Origin of the sequence: Desulfovibrio sp. X2, assembly GCF_000422205.1 — a bacterium.
GTDB lineage: Bacteria > Desulfobacterota > Desulfovibrionia > Desulfovibrionales > Desulfovibrionaceae > Alkalidesulfovibrio.
Genome location: NZ_ATHV01000064.1, coordinates 224,126 through 243,274 on the forward strand (window position 1 = coordinate 224,126; position 19,149 = coordinate 243,274).

Here is a 19,149-nt window from a genome sequence, read left to right on the forward strand (position 1 = left end):
CCCCCCTCGCACTCTGAAATAGCAACCGGTGTGCCAATCCGCATGGCAACTGCGACATTTTTGAAATAGTCAAAGAATTTATCACGTTATAAAAACAGAAAGTACAATGGCTATGCCACGATAGGCATAGAAAACATGTGACATGGCACATATGCGTGCCAGCGCACATGTGTGTCATGTCACATGTACGATCAGCGGGAGACGATGCGCAGTTCGTCGAGTTTGCGGTAGAGCGTGCGGCGGGAGATGCCGAGCAGGCGGGCGGCCTTGGCCTTGTTCCAGTCGGTGCGGGCCAGGGCGTCGAGGAAGTCCGCGCGGCCGAGGTCGGCGGGTCTGCGTGCTCCCTCCCCCGAAACGGCCGCCGCATCGCCCGCTGTGCCGAAGAGCGCGCGAGGCTGGTTCGTGCCGTGGGCGAAGTCGGCCAGCTCCTGAGGCAGATCGTCCACCACCACCCTGCTGCCCCGGCTGAGCAGCGCGGCATGCTCGAGGGAGTGCTTGAGCTCGCGCACGTTGCCCGGCCAGGGATAGCGCATGAACAGGGCCAGGGCGGCCTCGTCCAGGCCGTCCAGGGACTTGCCGAAGGACTTGGCGAAATGGCGCAGGAAGTGGTCCGCCAGCAGGGGGACGTCCTCCTTGCGCTCACGCAAGGGGGGCAGGCGCACGACGACGACCTTCAGGCGGTAGTAGAGATCCTCGCGGAACTGGCCTTGGCGGACCTTGTCCAGGAGGTCCACGTTGGTCGCCGCGACCACGCGCACGTCGGCGCGGTAGGTGCGGTTGTCGCCCACGCGCTCGAACTCCTTGCGCTCGAGCCCCCGCAGCAGCTTCAGCTGGATGCGCGGCGAGATGTCGCCGATCTCGTCCAGGAAGATGGTCCCGCCCTCGGCGGCCTGAAAGCGTCCGGCCTTGTCCGAGACCGCGCCGGTGAAGGCCCCTTTGACATGGCCGAAGAGCTCGCTCTCGAGCAGGCTCTCGGACAGGGCCGAGCAGTTGACCTTGACGAGCGGCCCCTTGGCGCGGGGGCCGCCGTAGTGCAGCGCGTCCACCACCAGCTCCTTGCCCGTGCCCGACTCGCCGAGCACGAGGACCGTGGTGTCCACGGCCGCGAGCTGCTCGAGCAGGCCGTACACGGCCTGCATCTGCGGGCTCTTGCCGATGATGTTCTGGAAGCGGTGGCGCTCGGAGAGCTTGCGCTCCAGGTCGTCCAGGCGCGTGATGTCGCGCACCACGACCACGGCGCCGGAAAAGGTCCCCTGGTGGTCGAGCAGCGGCGAGGAGTTGGCCACCAGCACGCGCGGCAGGTCGTCCTGCAGGCAGTCGATGCGGAACTCGCTGACCCCCTCGCGGGAGCGCAGGGTCTGGCGCACGACCTCCATCAGGGCCAGGCGCCAGGACTCCTGCCCCTCGGCCAGGCTGCGCCCGGGCTCGAGCGGCTCGCCGCCGCCGAGCATGTTCCGCGCGGCCTTGTTGGTGCGCACGATGTGGAAATCCTGGTCCACGGTCAGGATGCCGTCGGGGATGCTCTGGAAGACCGCCTCGAGGTTCAGGCGCAGGCTTTCCTTCTCGGAAGTCACCTGCAGAAGCGCCTCCTCGGCCACGCGGCGGGTGGTGATGTCGCGGCCCACGGCCTGGTACTCGGCCACGGCTCCGTCCTCGCCGAACAGGGCGCGCACGTTCCACTGCAGCCAGCGGGTGCGGCCGCCCGAGTCGAGCACGCGCTGCTCGAGGCTGCCGGTCGGCGCCTTGCCGGTCAGGCCGGAGAGGGAGAGGCGGATGCGGGAACGATCGGAGACCGGAGCGAGCTCGAAGAAGCTCTGCGGAAGGGGCTCCCCGGCGCCGAAGAGCCGGCTGAAGGCCTGGTTGGCGAACGTCAGCGAGCCGTCGGGCAGGAAACGGCACACGGGCTCGCTCTGTCCCTCCACGATCTCGCGATACAGCGCCTCGTCCGACGCCTTGCTGTACTCCGCCATGTGCTCAAGCTCCGGCCGCACGTGAACCCCCTCGGCTGCCGCGCCCCACGCCGCACTGCCTACCCGATGCGGCGATGCGGCGCAAGGACAGGAGTGCCGGGGCGGAGAGCCCCCGATGGACTTCAAGGGGAATATCGTCTATGAAACTTCTCTTCATCCGCCCCAGGCGCACGCCCGGCCTCCCGCGCCGACACGGCCGCGCCCCCGGGGACGAGCCATTCTTCACCCAAGGACGACGAACGCTATGGACACCAAGAAGGCCCTGCTGACCATCGACGGCAAGACCCTCGAGCTGCCCCTCCTCGAAGGAACGGAAGGAGAGCGGGCCATCGACATCACCTCCCTGCGCAGGGAGACGGGCCTCATCACCTACGATCCGGGCTTCGCCAACACGGGCTCCTGCCGGAGCAAGATCACCTTCGTGGACGGCGAGAAAGGCATCCTGCGCTACCGAGGCTACCCCATCGAGGAGCTGGCCGAGCACAGCTCGTTCATCGAGACGGCCATGCTGCTCATCTTCGGCGAGCTGCCCACGCAGCCCGAGCGCGCCGCGTTCCGCGACATGCTTTCCGCCCAGGAGCTCCTGCACGAGGACCTGCTGCACCACTTCGAGGGCTTCCCGCCCTACGGCCAGCCCATGTCCATCCTCTCGGCGGTCATCAACTCGTTCGCCAGCTACTACCCGGACCTCCTGGACATCCAGACCGACGAGGAGTTCCGCCTGGCCGTGGCCAAGATCATCTCCAAGGTGCGGACCATCTCGGCCTTCGCCTACAGGAAATCGATGGGCCGCCCCTTCATGTATCCCGATCCGAACCGCAGCTACTGCTCGAACTTCCTGCACATGATGTTCTCCATCCCCTACAAGGAGTTCGAGCCGACCCGCGCCCAGATCAAGGCCCTCTCGCTCTTCCTGGTCATGCACGCGGACCACGAGCAGAACTGCTCCTGCTCCACGGTGCGCATGGTCTGCTCATCGCAGGCCAACCTCTTCGCCTCCATCGCGGCGGGCATCTGCGCTCTGTGGGGCAGGCTGCACGGCGGGGCCAACGCGGCCGTCATCGAGATGCTCGAGAACATCAACGCCGGCCGCCTCACGGTCAAGGACTACATCGAGAAGGTGAAGCGCCGCGAGATGCGGCTCATGGGCTTCGGCCACCGCGTCTACAAGAGCTTCGACCCGCGCGCCAAGATCCTCAAGAAGGCCGCGCACAAGCTGCTGCACGACCAGGACATGACCGGCGACCCGCTGATCGAGATCGCCCAGGAGCTCGAGGCCACGGCCATGTCCGACGACTTCTTCATCGAACGCAGCCTCTATCCCAACGTGGACTTCTACTCCGGCATCATCCTGCGCACCCTGGGCATCCCGGTGAGCATGTACCCGGTCATGTTCGCCATCGGCCGCATGCCGGGCTGGATCGCCCACTGGTACGAGGAGTCGCGCGCAGGCGGCAAGATCCACCGCCCCCGCCAGGTCTACATGGGCCCGGCGGAGCGCAAGTACCGCTCCATCGAGGAGCGCTAACCCGCCTCCCCTTCAGGAAGGCTTCCTGCACGACGAAGCCGCGCGGTTCCATGAGCCGCGCGGCTTTTTTTCGCGTTCCGGCCCCGGCGGCCGGGAGATATGCGGTCGTCCTCAAAGCGCCGTGCGCACGGCGGCGAAATCGTCCTCCCCGTGTCCCGCCTCCGCGGCCCGCGCGAAGACCTCGCGCGCCGCGCGCAGGGAGGGCGCGGCCGCGTTCACGGCGTCGGCCTGCTGCACGGCGAAGGTCAGGTCCTTCAGCATGTGCTTGAGCGGGAACTGCACGGGGTATTCCCCCTGCACGAGCATGTCGCGCTTGAGCTGGAAGAGCCCGCAGGAGAGCGGCCCGGCCAGCACGACCTCGAGCATGGACTCCACGGAGAGGCCGCCCTTCTCACCCAGCGCGAGCATCTCGCCGAGCCCTTCCATCATCACGGCCAGGAGCTGGTTCACGGCCAGCTTCATCATCGTGCCCGCCCCCGCGGGGCCGCAGTGCACGACCTTCCAGCCCATGGTCAGGAGCAGCGGCTCCCAGCGCTCCACGGCCACATCCTCACCGCCCGCCAGAATGACCAGCGAGCCGTCCTGGGCCGGTTTCTTGGAGCCGGAGACCGGGGCGTCGATGAAAGTGCAGTCCAGCGCGGCCAGCCGGGCGGCGAGCGCCGTGGTGTAGGCCACGGAGACGGTGCTCATGTTGATGAGCGTCTTGCCCCGAAGCCCGTCCTCCCCGACGCCGTGGGGGCCGAAGAGCATGGCGTCGCAGGCTTCCGGGCCGGTGAGCATGGTGATGAGGGCGTCCGCGCCCGCCGCGCACTCCGCCGGGGTGGCCGCCACGGCCACGTTCAGGCGCTCGAGCTCGGCCACCTGGCGGGGCGTGCGGTTGTAGACGGTCACGTCGTATCCCTTGCGGGCCACGTTGGCGCTCATGGCCTGGCCCATGATCCCAAGACCGAAGAATCCGACTCGCATTCCGCTCCTCCTTGCCGCCGACTTTTTTTTCTGCGAAACAGTACCATACCGATTTCCTTCTGATAACCCCTGAAAAAGAGGTCCGGCCGCAATGCATTGGCTCTCCGTGGACACCCTGGCCGCCCTGCTGACCCTGACGGCGCTCGAGATCGTCCTCGGAATGGACAACATCGTCTTCGTCGTGGTCGTCACCAGCCGCCTGCCCCAGGGCCGCCGCGAGACGGCGCGCAGGCTCGGCATGGCCATGGCCATGCTCACCCGGCTGGCCCTGCTCTTCGCCATCAGCCGCATCATGCGGCTTTCCTCCCCGCTCTTCTCGGTCCTTCACCACGCCGTGACCGCGCGCGACCTCGTGCTCCTGCTCGGCGGGCTCTTCCTGCTCTACAAGGGCACGGCCGAGATCCACGACAAGCTCGAGGGCGAGAACGGCTCCGAGCCGAGGGCGGGCCGGGGCAGACTGGGCACGGCCGGGGCGGTGGCGCAGATCGCGATCCTGGACATCGTCTTCTCCCTGGACTCGGTGATCACGGCCGTGGGCATGGCCCGCGACCTGTGGGTCATGTCCGCGGCCATCGTCGCGGCCGTGGCGGTCATGCTCTTCTTCGCCCGCGTCGTGAGCGACTTCGTCTCGAACCACCCGACGCTGCAGATGCTGGCCTTCGCCTTCCTGCTGCTGGTCGGCGTCTTCCTGGTGGCCGAAGGGCTCGGCCAGCACATCGACCGCGCCTACATCTACTTCGCCATGGCCTTCTCGCTCTTCGTGGAGACCCTGAACATACGGATGCGCAGAAAACGGGAAAACGGCTCCCATGGCCGTGGCGCGGGACGGAGCCGGCGCCGCGGCGGTCGTTGACTGCGCCGCGCGCCTCTGCGATAGCTCTGCCTGGAGACCATACCGTGTCGGAGAACCTGCCGCCCTGCCCCGAAAGCCCCAACTGCGTCTCGAGCCAGGAGACGAGGCCCGAGAGGCGCGTCGCGCCCATCGCCTTCGCCTGCCCGGCCGGGGAGGCCGCCATGGCCCTGCGCAAGGCCGTCGAGGCGACGCGCGGGCTGCTCGTCGTTTCCAACGAGGAGGAACTGCGGGCGCAGTACCGCAGCAGGCTCGGCTTCGTGGACGACGTGCGATGCATCGTCGATGCCTCCTCCGGCCTGATCCACATACGCTCCGCCTCGCGCCTGGGATGGTGGGATCTCGGCGTCAACCGGCGGCGCGTGGAGCGGATCAGACGGGAGTTCGCGCGTATCGCGCCTTCGGCCGACCAAACCGCAACCGGGAAAAAGGACGCGAAATGAAATCCTTCCGCAAGGAACTGTGGTTCGAGATACCCAAACGCCGGGCCTTCATAAACATCACCGGACAGTGCGAGGAGGCCCTCGCCGAGTCCGGCATCAAGGAAGGCCTGATGCTGGTCAACGCCATGCACATCACGGCCAGCGTGTTCATCAACGACGACGAGCCCGGACTGCACCAGGACTACGAGGACTGGCTCGAGGAGCTGGCGCCGCACGAGCCCGTCGCGCACTACCGGCACAACCGCACCGGCGAGGACAACGGCGACGCGCACCTCAAGCGCCAGGTCATGGGCCGCGAGGTGGTCGTGGCCGTGACCGAGGGCAAGCTCGACTTCGGCACCTGGGAGCGCATCTTCTACGGCGAGTTCGACGGCAGACGCAGGAAAAGGGTGCTGATCAAGATCATCGGCAGCTAGCCGCGCCGCACACGCCGAACGCAACAACGCGACAAACGCGACGGACCGGCCTGAACGGCCGGTCGGCAGAACCGGCGCGCCCCGGGGCATTCGCCGCACTCCGCGGCCTGCCCGGGGCGCGCAGGACTTTCACGCCGCAATTCGGAGCGGATATTCCGTGCGACGCAGCGCCCGGGCCCTCGACCAACGAGGGCCGACCACGGCCTGAACGCGCCGTCCACCACACGAGGAGAGAGAATCGTGGCCTTCGATTTCGACCGCATCATCGAGCGCAGGGGAACGGATTGCGAGAAGTGGGACGGGCTCGCCGGACTTTTCGGCGTCGACGGGCCGGACGTGCTGCCCCTGTGGGTGGCGGACATGGACTTCGCCGCGCCGCCCGCGGTGGTCGAGGCCCTCTGCGCGCGCGCAGCGCACGGCGTGTACGGCTACACGGCCATGCTTCCGCAGTTCTTCGCGGCCACGGCCTCCTGGATGCGCCGCCGCCACGGCTGGGAGGTGGAGCCCGAATGGATACGCTATGCCCCGGGCGTGGTGGCGGGACTCTCCATGTGCATCCAGGCCCTGACCGAGCCGGGCGACAAGGTCCTCTTCCAGTCGCCGGTCTATCCGCCCATCTTCCTGAGCATAGAGCGCAACGGCCGCGTTCCGGTGAACAACCGGCTGGCGATACGGGAGGACGGAAAGGGGCGGCACTACGAGATGGACTTCGACGACCTCGAGAAGAAACTCGCCTCCGGCGTGAAGCTGGCCGTGCTGTGCAGCCCGCACAACCCCGCAGGCCGCGTCTGGCGCAACGACGAGCTCTCCCGCTTCGTCGAGCTCTGCCTGCGCCACGGCGCGACGCCCGTGTCCGACGAGATCCACCACGACCTCGTCTTCGCGCCGCACAGGCACACGGTGCTGGCCGCGCTCTCGCCCGAGGCGGCCGACGCCTGCGTGGTCTGCTGCGCGCCGAGCAAGACCTTCAACATCGCAGGGCTGCAGACCTCCAACGTGATCATCAAGAACCCCGAAATCCGCACGCGCTTCATGCGGGCCCAGGCGGCCAACGCGGTCTTCGACCCCAACCCCTTCGGGGTGGAGGCGCTGAAGGCCGCCTACACCGAGGGCGAGCCCTGGCTCGATGCCTTGCTGGCCTACCTCACGGCCAACCTCGACCATCTGCGCTCCCGCCTCGCGGCCGAGCTGCCCGGCGTCACCCTCTTCCCGGCAGAGGCCATGCACCTGGCCTGGATAGACTGCTCCGGCCTCGGGCTTTCGGACCAGGAGCTGGAGAAGAAGCTCCTGCACGAAGCAAGGCTCGTGCTGAACATGGGGCCTCGGTTCGGGCCGGGCGGCGAGGGCTTCGTGCGGCTCAACTTCGCCTGCCCCCGCGCCACCCTCGACGCGGGCATCGACCGCTTCGTGCGCGCCCTAGGCTAGACGCCCGGCCCTGTGCCCAGATCGACCCGTCCCGCAAAGAAGGCGCGCGCCGTGTCCGCCGTGCGGGAGAGGGCCTCGACCACGCGGGGATCGAACTGTCCGCCCGCGCAGCGCGCCACCTCGGCCAGTGCCTCGTCGAAGGTGAGCGGCGCGCGGTAGGCGCGCGCCTGGAGCATGGCGGAGAGGGAATCCGCCACCGCGATGATGCGCGCGCCGAGCGGAACGGCCTCCCCGGCCAGTCCGTGGGGATAGCCCCGCCCGTCGTAGCGCTCGTGGTGGTGCAGGATCATCTCCGCGACCCCGGCCGCGCGCAGGCAGCCCACCGGCTGCACGATGGCGTGGCCGGTCACGGGATGCAGGCGCACCAGGGCCCATTCATCGGGCGTGAGCGGCCCGGGCTTGCGCAGCACGGCGTCGGGCAGACCGATCTTGCCTATGTCGTGCAGGTGCCCGGCCACGTGCACGGCCTGCACCATCGCGGCGGAAAGCCCCATGCTCCCGGCCAGGAGCTCGGAAAGCACGGCGACCTCGTCGGAATGCTCGCGCGTGAAGCTGTCGCGCGCGTCGATGGCCGCGCCCAGCGCCTCGGCCATCTCGTGCAGCGGAAGCATGGACTGCGCGCAACCGGATCCGCCGCAGCCGCCGTCGCCCCGGCACGGCTGTACCTTCGCGGCGGGACATCCCCCGCCCTGGCCTCCGGCCGCTGCGAGCGCCCGGACTATGATCCTCGGTTCCATCGTCCCCTCCCTTCGTGTCGCGGCATCGCCCCCGCGTCCAGGTCCGCCTCACCGGCCTGTTCGGACTTTCGGCCTGACCGGTCTGATGCACCAGTCGCTTGATACCGCCGCGCAGAGTGAAAGCGTTGCTGCACAGCGTCTTTTAATGAAAATGATTTTCATGGTCAACAAAAATCGCCCCCCTTGTTTCACACCGGCCGCATGCGGTATCAGAAAGTCCTCACGGAGGACGCACGACATGCCGACAGCCCCCGCCTTTCCCCCCGCCCTGTTCGCATTCTTCCGGGAACTTCGCACGAACAACGCCCGGCCCTGGTTCCAGGCCAACAAGACGCGCTACGAGCGTGACGTGCTGGCCCCTTGCCTGGCCTTCGTGCAGGCAATGACGGCGCCGCTCGCGCGCGTGAGTCCCTGGCTCGCGGCCGACGCGCGCGTGGGGGGCACGCTGTTCCGCATCTACCGCGACGTGCGTTTTTCCGCGGACAAGTCGCCCTACAAGCTGCACGCGGGGCTCTGGTTCTACCACCGCACGGCCGGGCGCAGCTCCGACGCGCCGGGCTTCTACGTGCACCTCGAGCCGGACGGGGTCCTCCTGGCGCTCGGCTCCTACCAGCCCAGGCCGCCCGCGCTGGCCGCCATCCGCCAGGCCGTGGCGGACGATCCCGACGCATGGTTCGCGGCCCGGGACCGAGCGGCGCGCGTCCCCTGGTCCCTGGCGGGCGAGGTCCTGAAACGGACGCCCAAGGGCTTTTCCCCGGACCATCCGGCAGCCGCGGACATCAAGCGCAAGGACTTCTACGTTGTCGCGCCGCTTTCCGAGGACGAGGCCTGCGCTCCGGACTTTCTCGAGCAATGCCTGGCCCTGGGCGAGAAAGCCAAGCCCCTCGGCGGCTTCCTGGCATCCGCCCTGAATCTCCCCTGGTAACCGGGCTTCCCGACTTCCCGCGAAGTGCATCCACGGCAGCCCGCGAGCGCCTTGCCTTACGCCCTAAATCCGTCTAAGAGCACGCGGATACGTGCGGCTACGTTCTGTTTCGGTTCAAAGACTCACGACGGCGGATATTCGATGAGCAAGACTGTTCTTTCGTTCGGGCTCACGCCCGGTGACATTGCCATGGGCTGTGGCGGCTCCGTGACCCTGCTCACTGACCAGGGCTGGAACGGCGTGAACATCTTCTGCGCCTACTCGGGCGAGAACCTGAACACGCTGGCCAAGGAAGCGCGCCTGGCCGCACGCCTGCTCGGCGTGTCCGAAGTCGGCTTCCTGCTCGTCGATCCGGGCGCCGAGATGTTCGGCCGCGAGGCGGTGCTCAGGGCCGCCCACCTCATCCGCAAGCACAAGCCCGACCTCATCTTCACATTTTCTTCCCAGGATCCCTCCCCGGACCGCACCGGGCTCTCCTGCTGCGTGCGCGCCGCCGTGCAGGCGGCCTCCGCGGCCACGCCTGAGATCGAGGGCACCCCGCACCAGGTGCAGACCGTGTTCGGGTACGAGATCGCGCCGCCGCTGTGCCGCTTCGGCCACGCGGTGAACATCACCGAGACCGTGGGCCGCAAGATGGACGCCATCAACTGCTACGAGACCCTGATCGGCCGCAAGGTCGAGGAGGCCATGCAGGGGCTGGCCCGCTACCGCGGCCGCATGAGCGACGCCGGGGAATTCGCGGAGGTCTTCGAGATCCTGCACGGCGAGCACGACCCCTTCCACGACTGGCGCGACGACTAGCCGGAACCTTCGGGCAGGACTGCCTGGCCTGGCTGGCGCCTGACTCGCGAAAGACTGGTGAAAGAAGACCGGCTGCGTCGGTCCACGAAGAGAAACGACAAGGGGGAGCCGCGGCGCGCGCCGCGGCTCCCCCTTGTCGTTTCCGGCGCCCAGGCCAGTCGAAGTCTATTCCGAGACCTGGATGCCGTAGGCCTTGAGCTTGCGGTAGAGGGAGGAGCGGTCGAGCCCCACCAGATCCGCCAGGCGGCTGATGTTGCCGCCGCACTCCTGGAGCTTGACCTCCAGGAAACGCGCCTCGAACAGAGCGCGGGCGGTCTTCAGATCCGAGGTGGAACCGAGCCCGGCGAGGTCCATCCCCCCGAGGTCCACGTCGGCGGCCGCGGCACCGGCCACGGCGATCTCCGGCGGCAGGTCCGCGGCCTGCACCTCCCGGCCGCCGTACATGATCAGCATGCGCTCGGTGAAGTTGCGCAGCTCGCGCACGTTGCCCGGCCAGCGGTAGGCCATGAGCACGGCCAGGGCGCCCGGCGAGAAGATCACGGGCTTGAAGCCGTGCTCGCGCGCGAAGCCGGCCATGAACTCCTCCATGAGCATGGGGATGTCCTCGCTGCGCTCGCGCAGCGGGGGCAGGATCAGGGGAAAGACCTTGAGCCGGTAGTAGAGGTCCTCGCGGAAGCGGCCCGCCGCGATCTCCTGCGGCAGATCCTTGTTCGTGGCGGCGATGACGCGCACGTCCACGGTGATGGTCTTGCGGCCGCCGACCCGCTCGAAGCGCTGCTCCTGCAGGATGCGCAGGATCTTGGCCTGGGTCTTCATGCTCATGTCGCCGATCTCGTCGAGCAGCAGCGTGCCGCCGTCCGCCAGCTCGAACTTGCCCTCGGCCGCGCGGTCCGCACCCGTGAAGGCGCCCTTCTCGTGGCCGAAGAGCTCGGACTCGATGAGCTCCTCCGGAATGGCGGCGCAGTTGACCGCGACCAAGGGCTTGCCCGATCTGCGGCTCTGGGCGTGGACCATGCGCGCCACGATCTCCTTGCCCGTGCCGTTCTCGCCCGTGATGAGCACCCAGGCGTCCGTGGGCGCCACGCGGGATATCTGCTCAGCAAGACGCGTGATGACGGGCGAGCTGCCCGTGAGATTCTGCGAGAGGTCGGACGAGATGCGCGCCCGAAGCGCCGTGTTCTCGCGCCGGAGCTGCCGGAACTCCAGGGCCTTGGCGGCCGTGATGACGACTTTCTCCAGGGACAGGGGCTTCTCGATGAAGTCGAAGGCCCCCTTCTTGATGGCGTTCACCGCGGTCTCGATGCTGCCGTGGCCCGAGATCATGATCACTGGCAGGTCGGGCTGGTCGGCGCGCAGGGATTCCAGGGCCTCCAGGCCGTCCATGCCGGGCAGCCAGATGTCCAGGAAGACCAGGTCCGGCACGTGCCCGGCGGCGAGCTCGAGCGCCTTTTCCGCGCTCTCGGCCTCGGCCACCTCGTAGCCTTCGTCCTCGAGGATGCCGCGCAGGGAGTAGCGGATGCCCTCCTCGTCGTCGACCACGAGGACAAGGCTCATACCGGGGTTCCCTTCTGCCCCATGGCCGTGTCGACGGCATCCAGGACCTTGTTCGAGCGCGCGGGATCGCCGATGTGCCCGACCCAGACCTCGACCAGGGTCACGCCGCCCTTCTTGGGCCTGAGCGAGACGCGGAAGTCCGTGCCGTCGTCGAATTCGGAGTAGATGGAGAGATGGCTGCCGCCGTCCTCCTCGCTCACCTTCTTCTCGTCGAGCACATGCAGGTGCATGGAGGCGATGGCCTGGCGCACGGCCTGCTGCACGCGCTCCACCGAGCCGGTGTAGTCGCGCGCCGTGTAGCCGCGATAGGCCATGGCCCCTGTGCCGCCCACCGCGCCCGCGGCGACGAGGCCGCAGCCGGAGGCGGCAAGGGCGAGCACCAGGCAAAGGGCGACGCAGGCCGCCGACAGCAGGGTCGGCAGCGTCCTCGTCCGTGGGAAACGTTTCATGGTGATCATCTCGGGGGGAATATCCTACGCGCTCGTGAACTGGAACCCCTTGCGGAACAATTCGAGGCAGACGTCGACCATTTCCGCGTCGTAGAGCTTGCCCCTGTTGCGCTGGATCTCGCCCAGGGCCCGCTCGATGCCGAGCGCCGCGCGGTACGGCCGATGGGAGGACATGGCCTCCACCACGTCTGCCACGCAGATGATCCGCGCCTCGGGCAGGATATCCTCGCCCGAGAGGCCGTTCGGGTAGCCGCTGCCGTCGATGCGCTCGTGGTGCTGCAGCACGAAGTCGGCCACGGCCCAGGGGAACGGCACTTCCTTCAGGATGTCGTAGCCCACCTCGGAGTGGGTCTTCACGAGTCCCATCTCCATGTTCGTCAGCCGCGCGGGCTTGGCCAGGATCTCCGCCGGGACGTAGATCTTGCCGATGTCGTGCAGCAGTCCGGCCACCCGGATGCCCTCGACGCGCTCCTCGTCGAAGCCGAGCTCGTGGGCGATGGCGCAGGCGAGCTGCGTGACGCGCTGCTGATGCCCCGCGGTGTAGGGGTCGCGCTTCTCCGAGGTGATGGCCAGGGCGTTGACCGTCTGCTTGAGGGTCAGCTGAAGCTGGCGCACGCTGTCCTTCAGCTTCTGCTCGGCGCGACGGCGCTCGGAGACGTCGCGCACCACCAGGACCGTGCCCTGGGCCCCGCCGTCGCCGCGCGCGATGAGCGAAATGTTGAGCTGCACGGGGATCTTCTCGCCCCCCCTCGTCACCAGGATGAGGTCGCCGTCGAGCTCGCCCCGCTGCTCGCCGCGCAGCGCCTGGCCCGCGATGTCCAGATGGAGGTCGCCGGTCTGCTCGTCCACGATGTGCACCACGGCGTCCAGCTCCCGGCCCACGGCGCGGTTGTCCTCGAAGCCGAGCAGGCGTCGCGCGGCCGGGTTCAGGAAGGTCACGGAACCGCGCGCGTCCGTGGCCACCACCCCGTCGCCGATGCTGTGCAGCGTCGTGGTCAGCCAGCGCTCGTGGTCGCGCACGCGCCGGTCCATGTCGTGCTTGTAGAGCGCCATCTCGATGTTGATGGACAGCTCGCGGTCCTCGAAGGGCTTGATGATGTAGCCGAAGGGATCGGTGACCTTGGCCCGCTGCAGGGTGGTCTCGTCCGCGTAGGCGGTGAGGTAGATGATGGGGATGTGCATCTCGGCGCTGATCATGCCCGCGGCCTCGATGCCGTCCATGGGCCCCTCGAGCATGATGTCCATGAGGATGAGGTCGGGCCTCAGTTCGCGCGCGGACGAGACCGCCGCCTCGCCGGAAGCGACCTGGCGGACAACGTCGTAGCCCATGCTGCGCAAACGGCTCTGGATGTCCAGGGCCACGATGGCCTCGTCCTCGACGATCATGATGCGCACGCGCGGGGATGGTGTCAAAGCGCCGCCCCCTCCTCCCGGGCCACGGATGCTTCGCTCCAGACGGGATGTCGTCTCATGTCGCTGCCTATCCTTTTCCGAATATATGCTCAAGTGCTTCGCCGAGGTCGGGATGCCTGAAGACGTACCCTTCGGCCCGCAGGCGCGCGGGTGAGACGAACTGCCCGGAGAGGAGCATCCCGTCCGCCATCTCGCCGAGCAGGAGCCTCAAGGCGAAGGCCGGGACGCGCAGGAAGGCGGGCCGCCCGAGGGCGCGCGCCAGCGTCCGGGTGAAGGCGGCGTTGTCCGCGGGATCGGGAGCGGCCAGGTTGTAAGGGCCCGAGGCGCTCTCGCGACCGAGGAGAAAGAGGATGGCGCCCACCTCGTCCTCGATGTGGATCCAGGGGAATCCCTGCGTGCCGCTGCCGAGCTCTCCGCCGAGGCCGAGCCTGAACGGCGGCAGGATCTTCTGCAGCGCGCCCCCTTCCGGGGCCAGGACGGCGGCGGTGCGCACGATCACCCGGCGCACGCCCAGCTCCTCCACCGAGGCGGTGGACGGCTCCCAGGCCTTGCAGACCTCGGCCAGAAAGCCTTCGCCCGCCGGGTCTGACTCGTCCGCCGGGGGCAGACCGCGCGGGCCGTAATAGCCCACGCCCGAGGCCTGCACGAGGACCCTGGGCCGCCTCTTGGCGCGGCGGATGGCCTCGGCCACGGCATGGCCCGCGTCGACGCGGCTGTCCAGGATGCGCTTCTTGCGGGAGGCGGTCCAGCGGCCCGCGGCAATGTTCGCGCCCGCCAGGTTGATGACCGCGTCCGCGCCGTCCACGAGCTGGCTCCAGTCCCGTGCCGTGCGCCCGTCCCAAAGGGCGGCGCTGGCGCGTCCGTCGAAGAGGTCGCGGACCTTGGACACCGAGCGCGTCAGGACCACGACCTCGGCGCCGTCCGCGAGCAGCGACTCCGTCAGGCGGCGGCCGATGAGTCCGGTGCCGCCCGTGATGACGACCCTCATCGCGGCCCTCTGTCCTCGGTTGGAGGATATCTTTCCATGGGACGTAAATAGCCCCTTTCGGATTCGCTGTCACGGATTCCGATGCGGGGAAGCGATGCAGCGCGGGCTCTGCGGGGTTCAGGCCAGGGGGAGCTCGATGACGAAGACGGTGCCGTTCGGCTCGTTCGGGCGCACGCGCAAAAAGCCGTGGTGATCGCTGACGATGGAGCGGGCGATGGTCAGGCCGAGGCCGGTGCCGCCCTTCTTGCGCGAGAAATAGGGCTCGAAGATGCGCGAGCGCTCCTCCTCGCTGAGCCCTGGGCCGTCGTCGCGCACCTCGACCACGACCAGGCGGAGGATGGGGTCGTGGAAGGCCGAGACCTCCACGTGTCCCCGGCCCTGCAGGGCCTCGGCCGCGTTGCCGAGCAGGTTCAGGAGCACGCGGCGCATGCCCTCGGCGTCGAAGGAGAGGCGCGGCAGGTCCGCGGCCGCGTCGAGCGACCAGGCGATGCCGGTGTGGCTCGTGGAGAAGACCGCGACGACCTCTTCCAGGAGCGGACGCAGGTTGCCGGGGCGCAGGACCATCTCGGGCAGCTTGGCGAAGGCCGAGAACTCCTGCACCATCTCCTGCATGTGCTCCACCTGGCGCACGATGAGCCGGGTGGATTCCCGGAACACGGGGTCCTCGATCTCCGGGCCGAAGCGCTTCTCCAGGCGCTGCGCCGAGAGCTTGATGGGCGTGAGGGGGTTCTTGATCTCGTGCGCGATGCGCCGCGCGACCTCGCGCCAGGCGGCCACGCGCTGCATCTTCTCGAGCTCGGTGATGTCCTCGATGAGCGCCACGAGCCCCGCCCGGCCGCCGTCCGGCAGCCTGAGCTCCACGACGTTGATGAGCAGTTTCATCTCCCGCGAGCCGAGGGAGATGAGCGACTGCTCCTGCCACTGCCCCCCGGGCTGCGTCGCGGGGATGTCGATGAGGCGCTGCATGAGCCTTCTGTGCTCGCCGACCAGCCCTTCCAGGGGCGGACGGCCGATGAGGGAGCGGGCGTCCAGGCCGAGCATGGACTCGGCCGCGCGGTTGACCGTGTTCACACGGCCCTCGCTGTCCAGTGAGACGACCGCCGCGGTGATGTTGTTGAGCAGGGCCTCGATGTAGGAGCCGCGCGCCTCGAGCTCCATGTTCTGCTGGTTCAGGCGCTGGTTGGCCTGGGTCAGCCGCTCCTGGCTCTCCTGCAGGTCCTCGGCCATGCGGTTGAAGGACTGGACCAGGAAACCGAGCTCGTCCGTGGACTTGTCCTCCAGGCGCACGGAGAGGTCTCCGCGCGCGATGCGCTGCGTGCCCACGGCCAGGGCCTGCACGGGCGCGGAAATCTCCTTGGCCAGGCGGAAGCCGAACCAGACCGAGCCCAGGATGATGCTGCCGGTCATGAGCCCCATGGTCAGGTAGAGGGCCGCCTTGAGCGGGCTCTTCAGCGCCCTGAGCTTCTTGTACTCCTCCACGCCGTTCACGACCCGGTCCATCTTGGCCAGCATGCCGGCCCCGAGCCCCTCGCCGAGCACGAGGTAGCCGGTGTGCCCCTTGTCCACGGCGAGCACGGCCACGACGACGTCCTGGCCCGGCCCGGAGAGGAGGTTCGAGACGTAGCCCCTCCCCTCGGCCAGGGCCTTCCAGTCGATGGAGGCGCGGAACTCGCGCCAGGGGCCCTCGAAGTCCGGGTCCTGATGCCAGTTCTGCTCGCGCCTGTCCGGGGTGAGCACGCCGATGAGGCCGAGCCCGAGCTGGTCCTTCTTCTCGCCCAGGAACTGGTCCATGCCGCTGCCGCCCCAGGTGTAGCGGCGGGCGCGGATGTCGGCCTCTATGCTGCGGGCCACGAGCAGGGGACGCTCGCGCAGGATGGCGTAGATGTCCTGGCCGAGCCCGAGCGACTGCTCCATGGAGCCCTCGATCTTGGACTGGAACCAGTAGTCGATGCCGGTGCGCACGTACTGCACGGCCACGACGAACATGAGCAGCGTCGGCACCAGGGTGAGGACCATGAAGGACAGCACGAGGCGCGTTCGCAGCCGCGAGCCGAGCACCCGGCGCTTGCGGTCCAGGAGCAGCTTCACGACGTTGCGCACGACGACGAAGAGGATGACCGCGAGGAGGACGAAGTTGAAGTTGAAGATGGGCAGGAAAAGATAGGAATCGAGGCCGATGTACTTGAGCTCGCCCCAGGTCAGGGCCACGATGAGCAGGGCGCCCAGGGCGGCCAGCCAGAGTTCGCGCTGGCGGCGCTTGCGCTCCTGCGTGGGGATGTCGCTCACGCGGATGGGCTCGCCGTTCTGGCCCATGTCGCCCTGCGGCGCGTCGTTTCGCCTGTCCTGACGTTTCGCCATGGGCCCTCACCCGCTCTAGTAGGCGAATTCCAGGCGGTAGGTGGTGGGCGGGATGACGTCCCAGGACCAGAAGAAGAGCGTGGTCCGAAGCCAGGTGGGCACGTCCTTGCGCGCAAGGCGCATCTCGAAGTCGAGCAGGTAGTCGTGGCCGCGTTCGAGCACGCTCCACGGCGCCATGTCGAGCTCCACGTCGCTCCACAGCTTCTCTATCAGGGGAGCCAAAGAGGGACCGCGCAGGATCTTCTCCACGCCGGGACGGGAGGCGTGGAACTGACGGCTCAGCGCGTCGTAGCCGACGAGCCCCACGAGCTCCTTGTGGGCCACAGTGGCGTCGGCCCAGGCCGTGCGCTTGCGCTTGAGCGTCACCTGGACCACGAGGCCGAGCTCGCCGCCGTTGGCGAGCTCCTCCTCGACGCGCGAGATGTCGTCGATGTGCAGGCCGAAGCGCACGCTCACGGACTGGGCGTTGTTGGCCAGGAGGAAGCGGTCGAGGATCAGGTGCTGCGCCCGGGCAGGCGCTGGATGGAGCAGCAGCGCCGCGCACAAAAACGGCAGCAGCGCTAGCAAGAACCGGCGCGAGGCCGGAAGGGAGTGAAGGATTCGTGATATCTGCATCGGTCGTCCGCCGGGCGCCTGTGAACCTACGTGAAGCCCAGAGCTTTGACAACTCGCCGCGCCGAAGCTAGTCTCCCCCACCCTGCGGTCGCGCCCTGCGAAGGGTCCCGGCCGGAAACACCGCCCCGAACGCCCGGCACGTCCATGAAGCGCATCACCGTCATCGCCGTCGGACGGCTCAAGACCTCCTGGTGGAAGGAGGCCGCCGCCCATTACGAGAAGCTCGTCTCGCGCCACTTCCGCATCGAGGCGGTGGAACTCAAGGACGCGCCCGCCAAGCTGCCGCCCGAGGAGCGCGTGCGCCTGGAGGGCGAGGCCATCCTGGCGAGGCTCCCCGAGCGCAGCGCCGTGGTCTGCCTGGACGAGCGCGGCCGCACCATGCCCTCGGTCGGCTTCGCGGACTTCCTGCGCGACGTGGTGGAGGGCGGCGAGGAGCCCGTCTTCGTGCTCGGCGGCCCCTACGGCCTGGCCGAGGCCGTGCGCGCCCGCGCCCGCGGCCTGCTGGCGCTCGGCCCCATGACCCTGCCGCACGAGCTGGCCCGCGTGGTCCTCTACGAGCAGATCTGGCGCGCCGTGTCCATCTGGCGGGGCATCCCCTACCACAACGCATGAGCTGCGCCGCGCCGTGCCGCCCGGGCCCGTCCCTTTGACCGGGGCCCCGGGCTGTGGCATGTCCCGGACAGTACGAAATTCCTGGGAGCAAACGAGATGATCGATCCCGACTACCTGACCCGGATCAGGGAATACATGGAGAGCGGCAGGCTCGAAGCCGAGTTCGCGGACGCCTCGGAAGAACGGCGCTACGCCATCCTCGACTTCCTCGAGCAGCTGATGGACCTGGCCGAGCTGGCGGACAAGACGGCCACCCGCGTCATCTTCAAGGACAGCTACCTGGAGATGGCCTCGGGCGTGAAGCTCCAGAAGTAGCGCTCCTGGCGCCCTTCCCCGGCCTCAACGGCATAGGCCGCGCACTCCGAGGCCCGCCAGCCCTGCACCGGCCCGTCCGGCGGCGGCCCGCCCGCCATGACCACGCAGACCCCGCCCGGCGCGAGCAGCGTGCGCGCCACCTCGAGATATTCGCGCCAGGGCATGAAGGCGCGCGAGACGACGAGATCCGCGCCGCGAAGCCCCTCGGGCAGTTCCTCGGCCCGGCAGCGCTCGACGTGGGTGCGCGGCAGGGAGAGCCTGGCCAGGGCCACGCCCAGGAACAGGGCCCGCTTTTCCCTCGGCTCCACCATGTGGTACTCTCCCTCCTGCCAGAAGAGGCGCAGCGGAATGCCGGGCAGTCCGGCGCCTGCGCCGAGGTCCAGGCAGAGCGGGTTCGCGGGCAGCAGGGGATGTCCCGCGAGGAAGTCGGCCAGGTGCCAGGAGTCGGCCGCGAGTTCGGACAGGGCGCGGCGCCAGTCGCGCGCGCCCACGAGGTTCATGCGCGCGCTCCACTGCATGAGCAGGCCCAGGTAGAGGGCGAGCCCGGCCGCCTCGCCCCCGGACGGCTCGCGGCCGAGGGCGCGCATGGCGGCGGCGGTTTCGGCGGCCGACGGGGCGATTTGCTGAACGCCCGAAGCGGGCTTGGGCTGTTTGCGCGCCATGGCGATTCCCCTTGAAAGGCGGGCTGGAATCCACTATTCCGCTCGCACGGCAATGTTATGATCGGGCATCAGGTCCGAAAATGCCGCGAGACGGCCGGGACCACGACGGCCCCCGCCGCAGC

19 protein-coding genes are annotated in these 19,149 nt (G+C 68.5%); 9 read left to right on the forward strand and 10 right to left on the reverse strand.

Annotated features, from left to right (window positions below; translation table 11 throughout):
* Window positions 1–191: 191 nt before the first annotated feature.
* Window positions 192–1,970, reverse strand: coding sequence for a sigma-54-dependent Fis family transcriptional regulator (locus tag DSX2_RS15135; RefSeq protein ID WP_020881871.1), 1,779 nt, complete (start codon window positions 1,968–1,970; stop codon window positions 192–194).
* A 244-nt stretch (window positions 1,971–2,214) separates the two neighbouring features.
* Here DSX2_RS15135 and DSX2_RS15140 point away from each other — a divergent pair, with 244 nt between their 5' ends.
* Window positions 2,215–3,498: a citrate synthase gene (locus DSX2_RS15140; protein ID WP_020881872.1), complete on the forward strand. Its 1,284-nt coding sequence runs from the start codon at window positions 2,215–2,217 to the stop codon at window positions 3,496–3,498.
* A 111-nt stretch (window positions 3,499–3,609) separates the two neighbouring features.
* On the opposite strand, the gene DSX2_RS15145 is transcribed toward DSX2_RS15140, so the two are convergent.
* Window positions 3,610–4,635 (reverse strand): NAD(P)-dependent oxidoreductase, encoded by a 1,026-nt coding sequence (locus DSX2_RS15145; protein WP_152512976.1) that lies wholly within the window; start codon window positions 4,633–4,635, stop codon window positions 3,610–3,612.
* Here DSX2_RS15145 and DSX2_RS15150 point away from each other — a divergent pair.
* From DSX2_RS15150 to DSX2_RS15165, 4 genes are all read left to right on the forward strand, one after another.
* Window positions 4,556–5,317, forward strand: coding sequence for a TerC family protein (locus DSX2_RS15150; protein WP_020881874.1), 762 nt, complete (start codon window positions 4,556–4,558; stop codon window positions 5,315–5,317). The two genes, DSX2_RS15145 and DSX2_RS15150, sit on opposite strands and share 80 nt — an antisense overlap.
* A 44-nt stretch (window positions 5,318–5,361) precedes the next feature.
* The gene (locus DSX2_RS15155) at window positions 5,362–5,757 is read left to right on the forward strand and encodes a DUF1499 domain-containing protein (RefSeq protein WP_020881875.1); all 396 of its coding nucleotides are present in this window, start codon (window positions 5,362–5,364) and stop codon (window positions 5,755–5,757) included.
* On the forward strand, window positions 5,754–6,173 hold the full coding sequence (locus DSX2_RS15160; protein ID WP_020881876.1) for a secondary thiamine-phosphate synthase enzyme YjbQ: 420 nt from the start codon (window positions 5,754–5,756) through the stop codon (window positions 6,171–6,173). Before DSX2_RS15155 ends, DSX2_RS15160 begins: the two co-directional genes overlap by 4 nt.
* Window positions 6,174–6,413: 240 nt before the next feature.
* Window positions 6,414–7,598 carry a MalY/PatB family protein gene (locus tag DSX2_RS15165; protein ID WP_020881877.1) on the forward strand — a complete coding sequence of 395 codons (1,185 nt, stop codon included), beginning with the start codon at window positions 6,414–6,416 and terminating at the stop codon, window positions 7,596–7,598.
* Here DSX2_RS15165 and DSX2_RS15170 read toward each other — a convergent pair.
* A complete protein-coding gene (locus DSX2_RS15170) occupies window positions 7,595–8,335 on the reverse strand; it encodes an HD-GYP domain-containing protein (RefSeq protein ID WP_020881878.1) in 741 nt (246 codons plus the stop codon). The two genes, DSX2_RS15165 and DSX2_RS15170, sit on opposite strands and share 4 nt — an antisense overlap.
* Window positions 8,336–8,573: 238 nt before the next feature.
* Here DSX2_RS15170 and DSX2_RS18635 point away from each other — a divergent pair, with 238 nt between their 5' ends.
* Window positions 8,574–9,260 (forward strand): DUF2461 domain-containing protein, encoded by a 687-nt coding sequence (locus DSX2_RS18635; protein WP_020881879.1) that lies wholly within the window; start codon window positions 8,574–8,576, stop codon window positions 9,258–9,260.
* 141 nt (window positions 9,261–9,401) lie between these two features.
* Window positions 9,402–10,061, forward strand: coding sequence for a PIG-L deacetylase family protein (locus tag DSX2_RS15180; RefSeq protein ID WP_020881880.1), 660 nt, complete (start codon window positions 9,402–9,404; stop codon window positions 10,059–10,061).
* A gap of 165 nt (window positions 10,062–10,226) precedes the next feature.
* On the opposite strand, the gene DSX2_RS15185 is transcribed toward DSX2_RS15180, so the two are convergent.
* The 6 genes from DSX2_RS15185 to DSX2_RS15210 form a co-directional block, all read right to left on the reverse strand.
* Entirely contained in the window at window positions 10,227–11,615 is a 1,389-nt protein-coding gene (locus tag DSX2_RS15185) for a sigma-54 dependent transcriptional regulator (RefSeq protein WP_020881881.1), read from the reverse strand.
* Window positions 11,612–12,064, reverse strand: coding sequence for a DUF3568 family protein (locus tag DSX2_RS15190; RefSeq protein ID WP_020881882.1), 453 nt, complete (start codon window positions 12,062–12,064; stop codon window positions 11,612–11,614). Before DSX2_RS15190 ends, DSX2_RS15185 begins: the two co-directional genes overlap by 4 nt.
* Window positions 12,065–12,088: 24 nt before the next feature.
* Window positions 12,089–13,450, reverse strand: coding sequence for an HD domain-containing phosphohydrolase (locus DSX2_RS15195; protein WP_035042968.1), 1,362 nt, complete (start codon window positions 13,448–13,450; stop codon window positions 12,089–12,091).
* A 94-nt stretch (window positions 13,451–13,544) separates the two neighbouring features.
* A complete protein-coding gene (locus DSX2_RS15200; RefSeq protein WP_020881884.1) occupies window positions 13,545–14,465 on the reverse strand; it encodes a TIGR01777 family oxidoreductase in 921 nt (306 codons plus the stop codon).
* Window positions 14,466–14,582: 117 nt separating this feature from the next.
* Entirely contained in the window at window positions 14,583–16,823 is a 2,241-nt protein-coding gene (locus DSX2_RS15205) for a PAS domain-containing sensor histidine kinase (protein WP_020881885.1), read from the reverse strand.
* A 15-nt stretch (window positions 16,824–16,838) separates the two neighbouring features.
* Entirely contained in the window at window positions 16,839–17,438 is a 600-nt protein-coding gene (locus tag DSX2_RS15210) for a DUF4390 domain-containing protein (RefSeq protein WP_020881886.1), read from the reverse strand.
* Between the two features lie 144 nt (window positions 17,439–17,582).
* Here DSX2_RS15210 and DSX2_RS15215 point away from each other — a divergent pair, with 144 nt between their 5' ends.
* Together DSX2_RS15215 and DSX2_RS15220 are read left to right on the forward strand one after the other, a co-directional pair.
* Entirely contained in the window at window positions 17,583–18,050 is a 468-nt protein-coding gene (locus tag DSX2_RS15215; RefSeq protein WP_020881887.1) for a 23S rRNA (pseudouridine(1915)-N(3))-methyltransferase RlmH, read from the forward strand.
* 96 nt (window positions 18,051–18,146) lie between these two features.
* Complete coding sequence (locus tag DSX2_RS15220) at window positions 18,147–18,365, forward strand: hypothetical protein (protein WP_020881888.1); 219 nt, start codon at window positions 18,147–18,149, stop codon at window positions 18,363–18,365.
* Here DSX2_RS15220 and DSX2_RS15225 read toward each other — a convergent pair.
* Window positions 18,326–19,027 carry a 16S rRNA (guanine(527)-N(7))-methyltransferase RsmG gene (locus DSX2_RS15225; RefSeq protein WP_020881889.1) on the reverse strand — a complete coding sequence of 234 codons (702 nt, stop codon included), beginning with the start codon at window positions 19,025–19,027 and terminating at the stop codon, window positions 18,326–18,328. The genes DSX2_RS15220 and DSX2_RS15225 overlap by 40 nt on opposite strands.
* Between the last annotated feature and the right edge of the window lie 122 nt (window positions 19,028–19,149).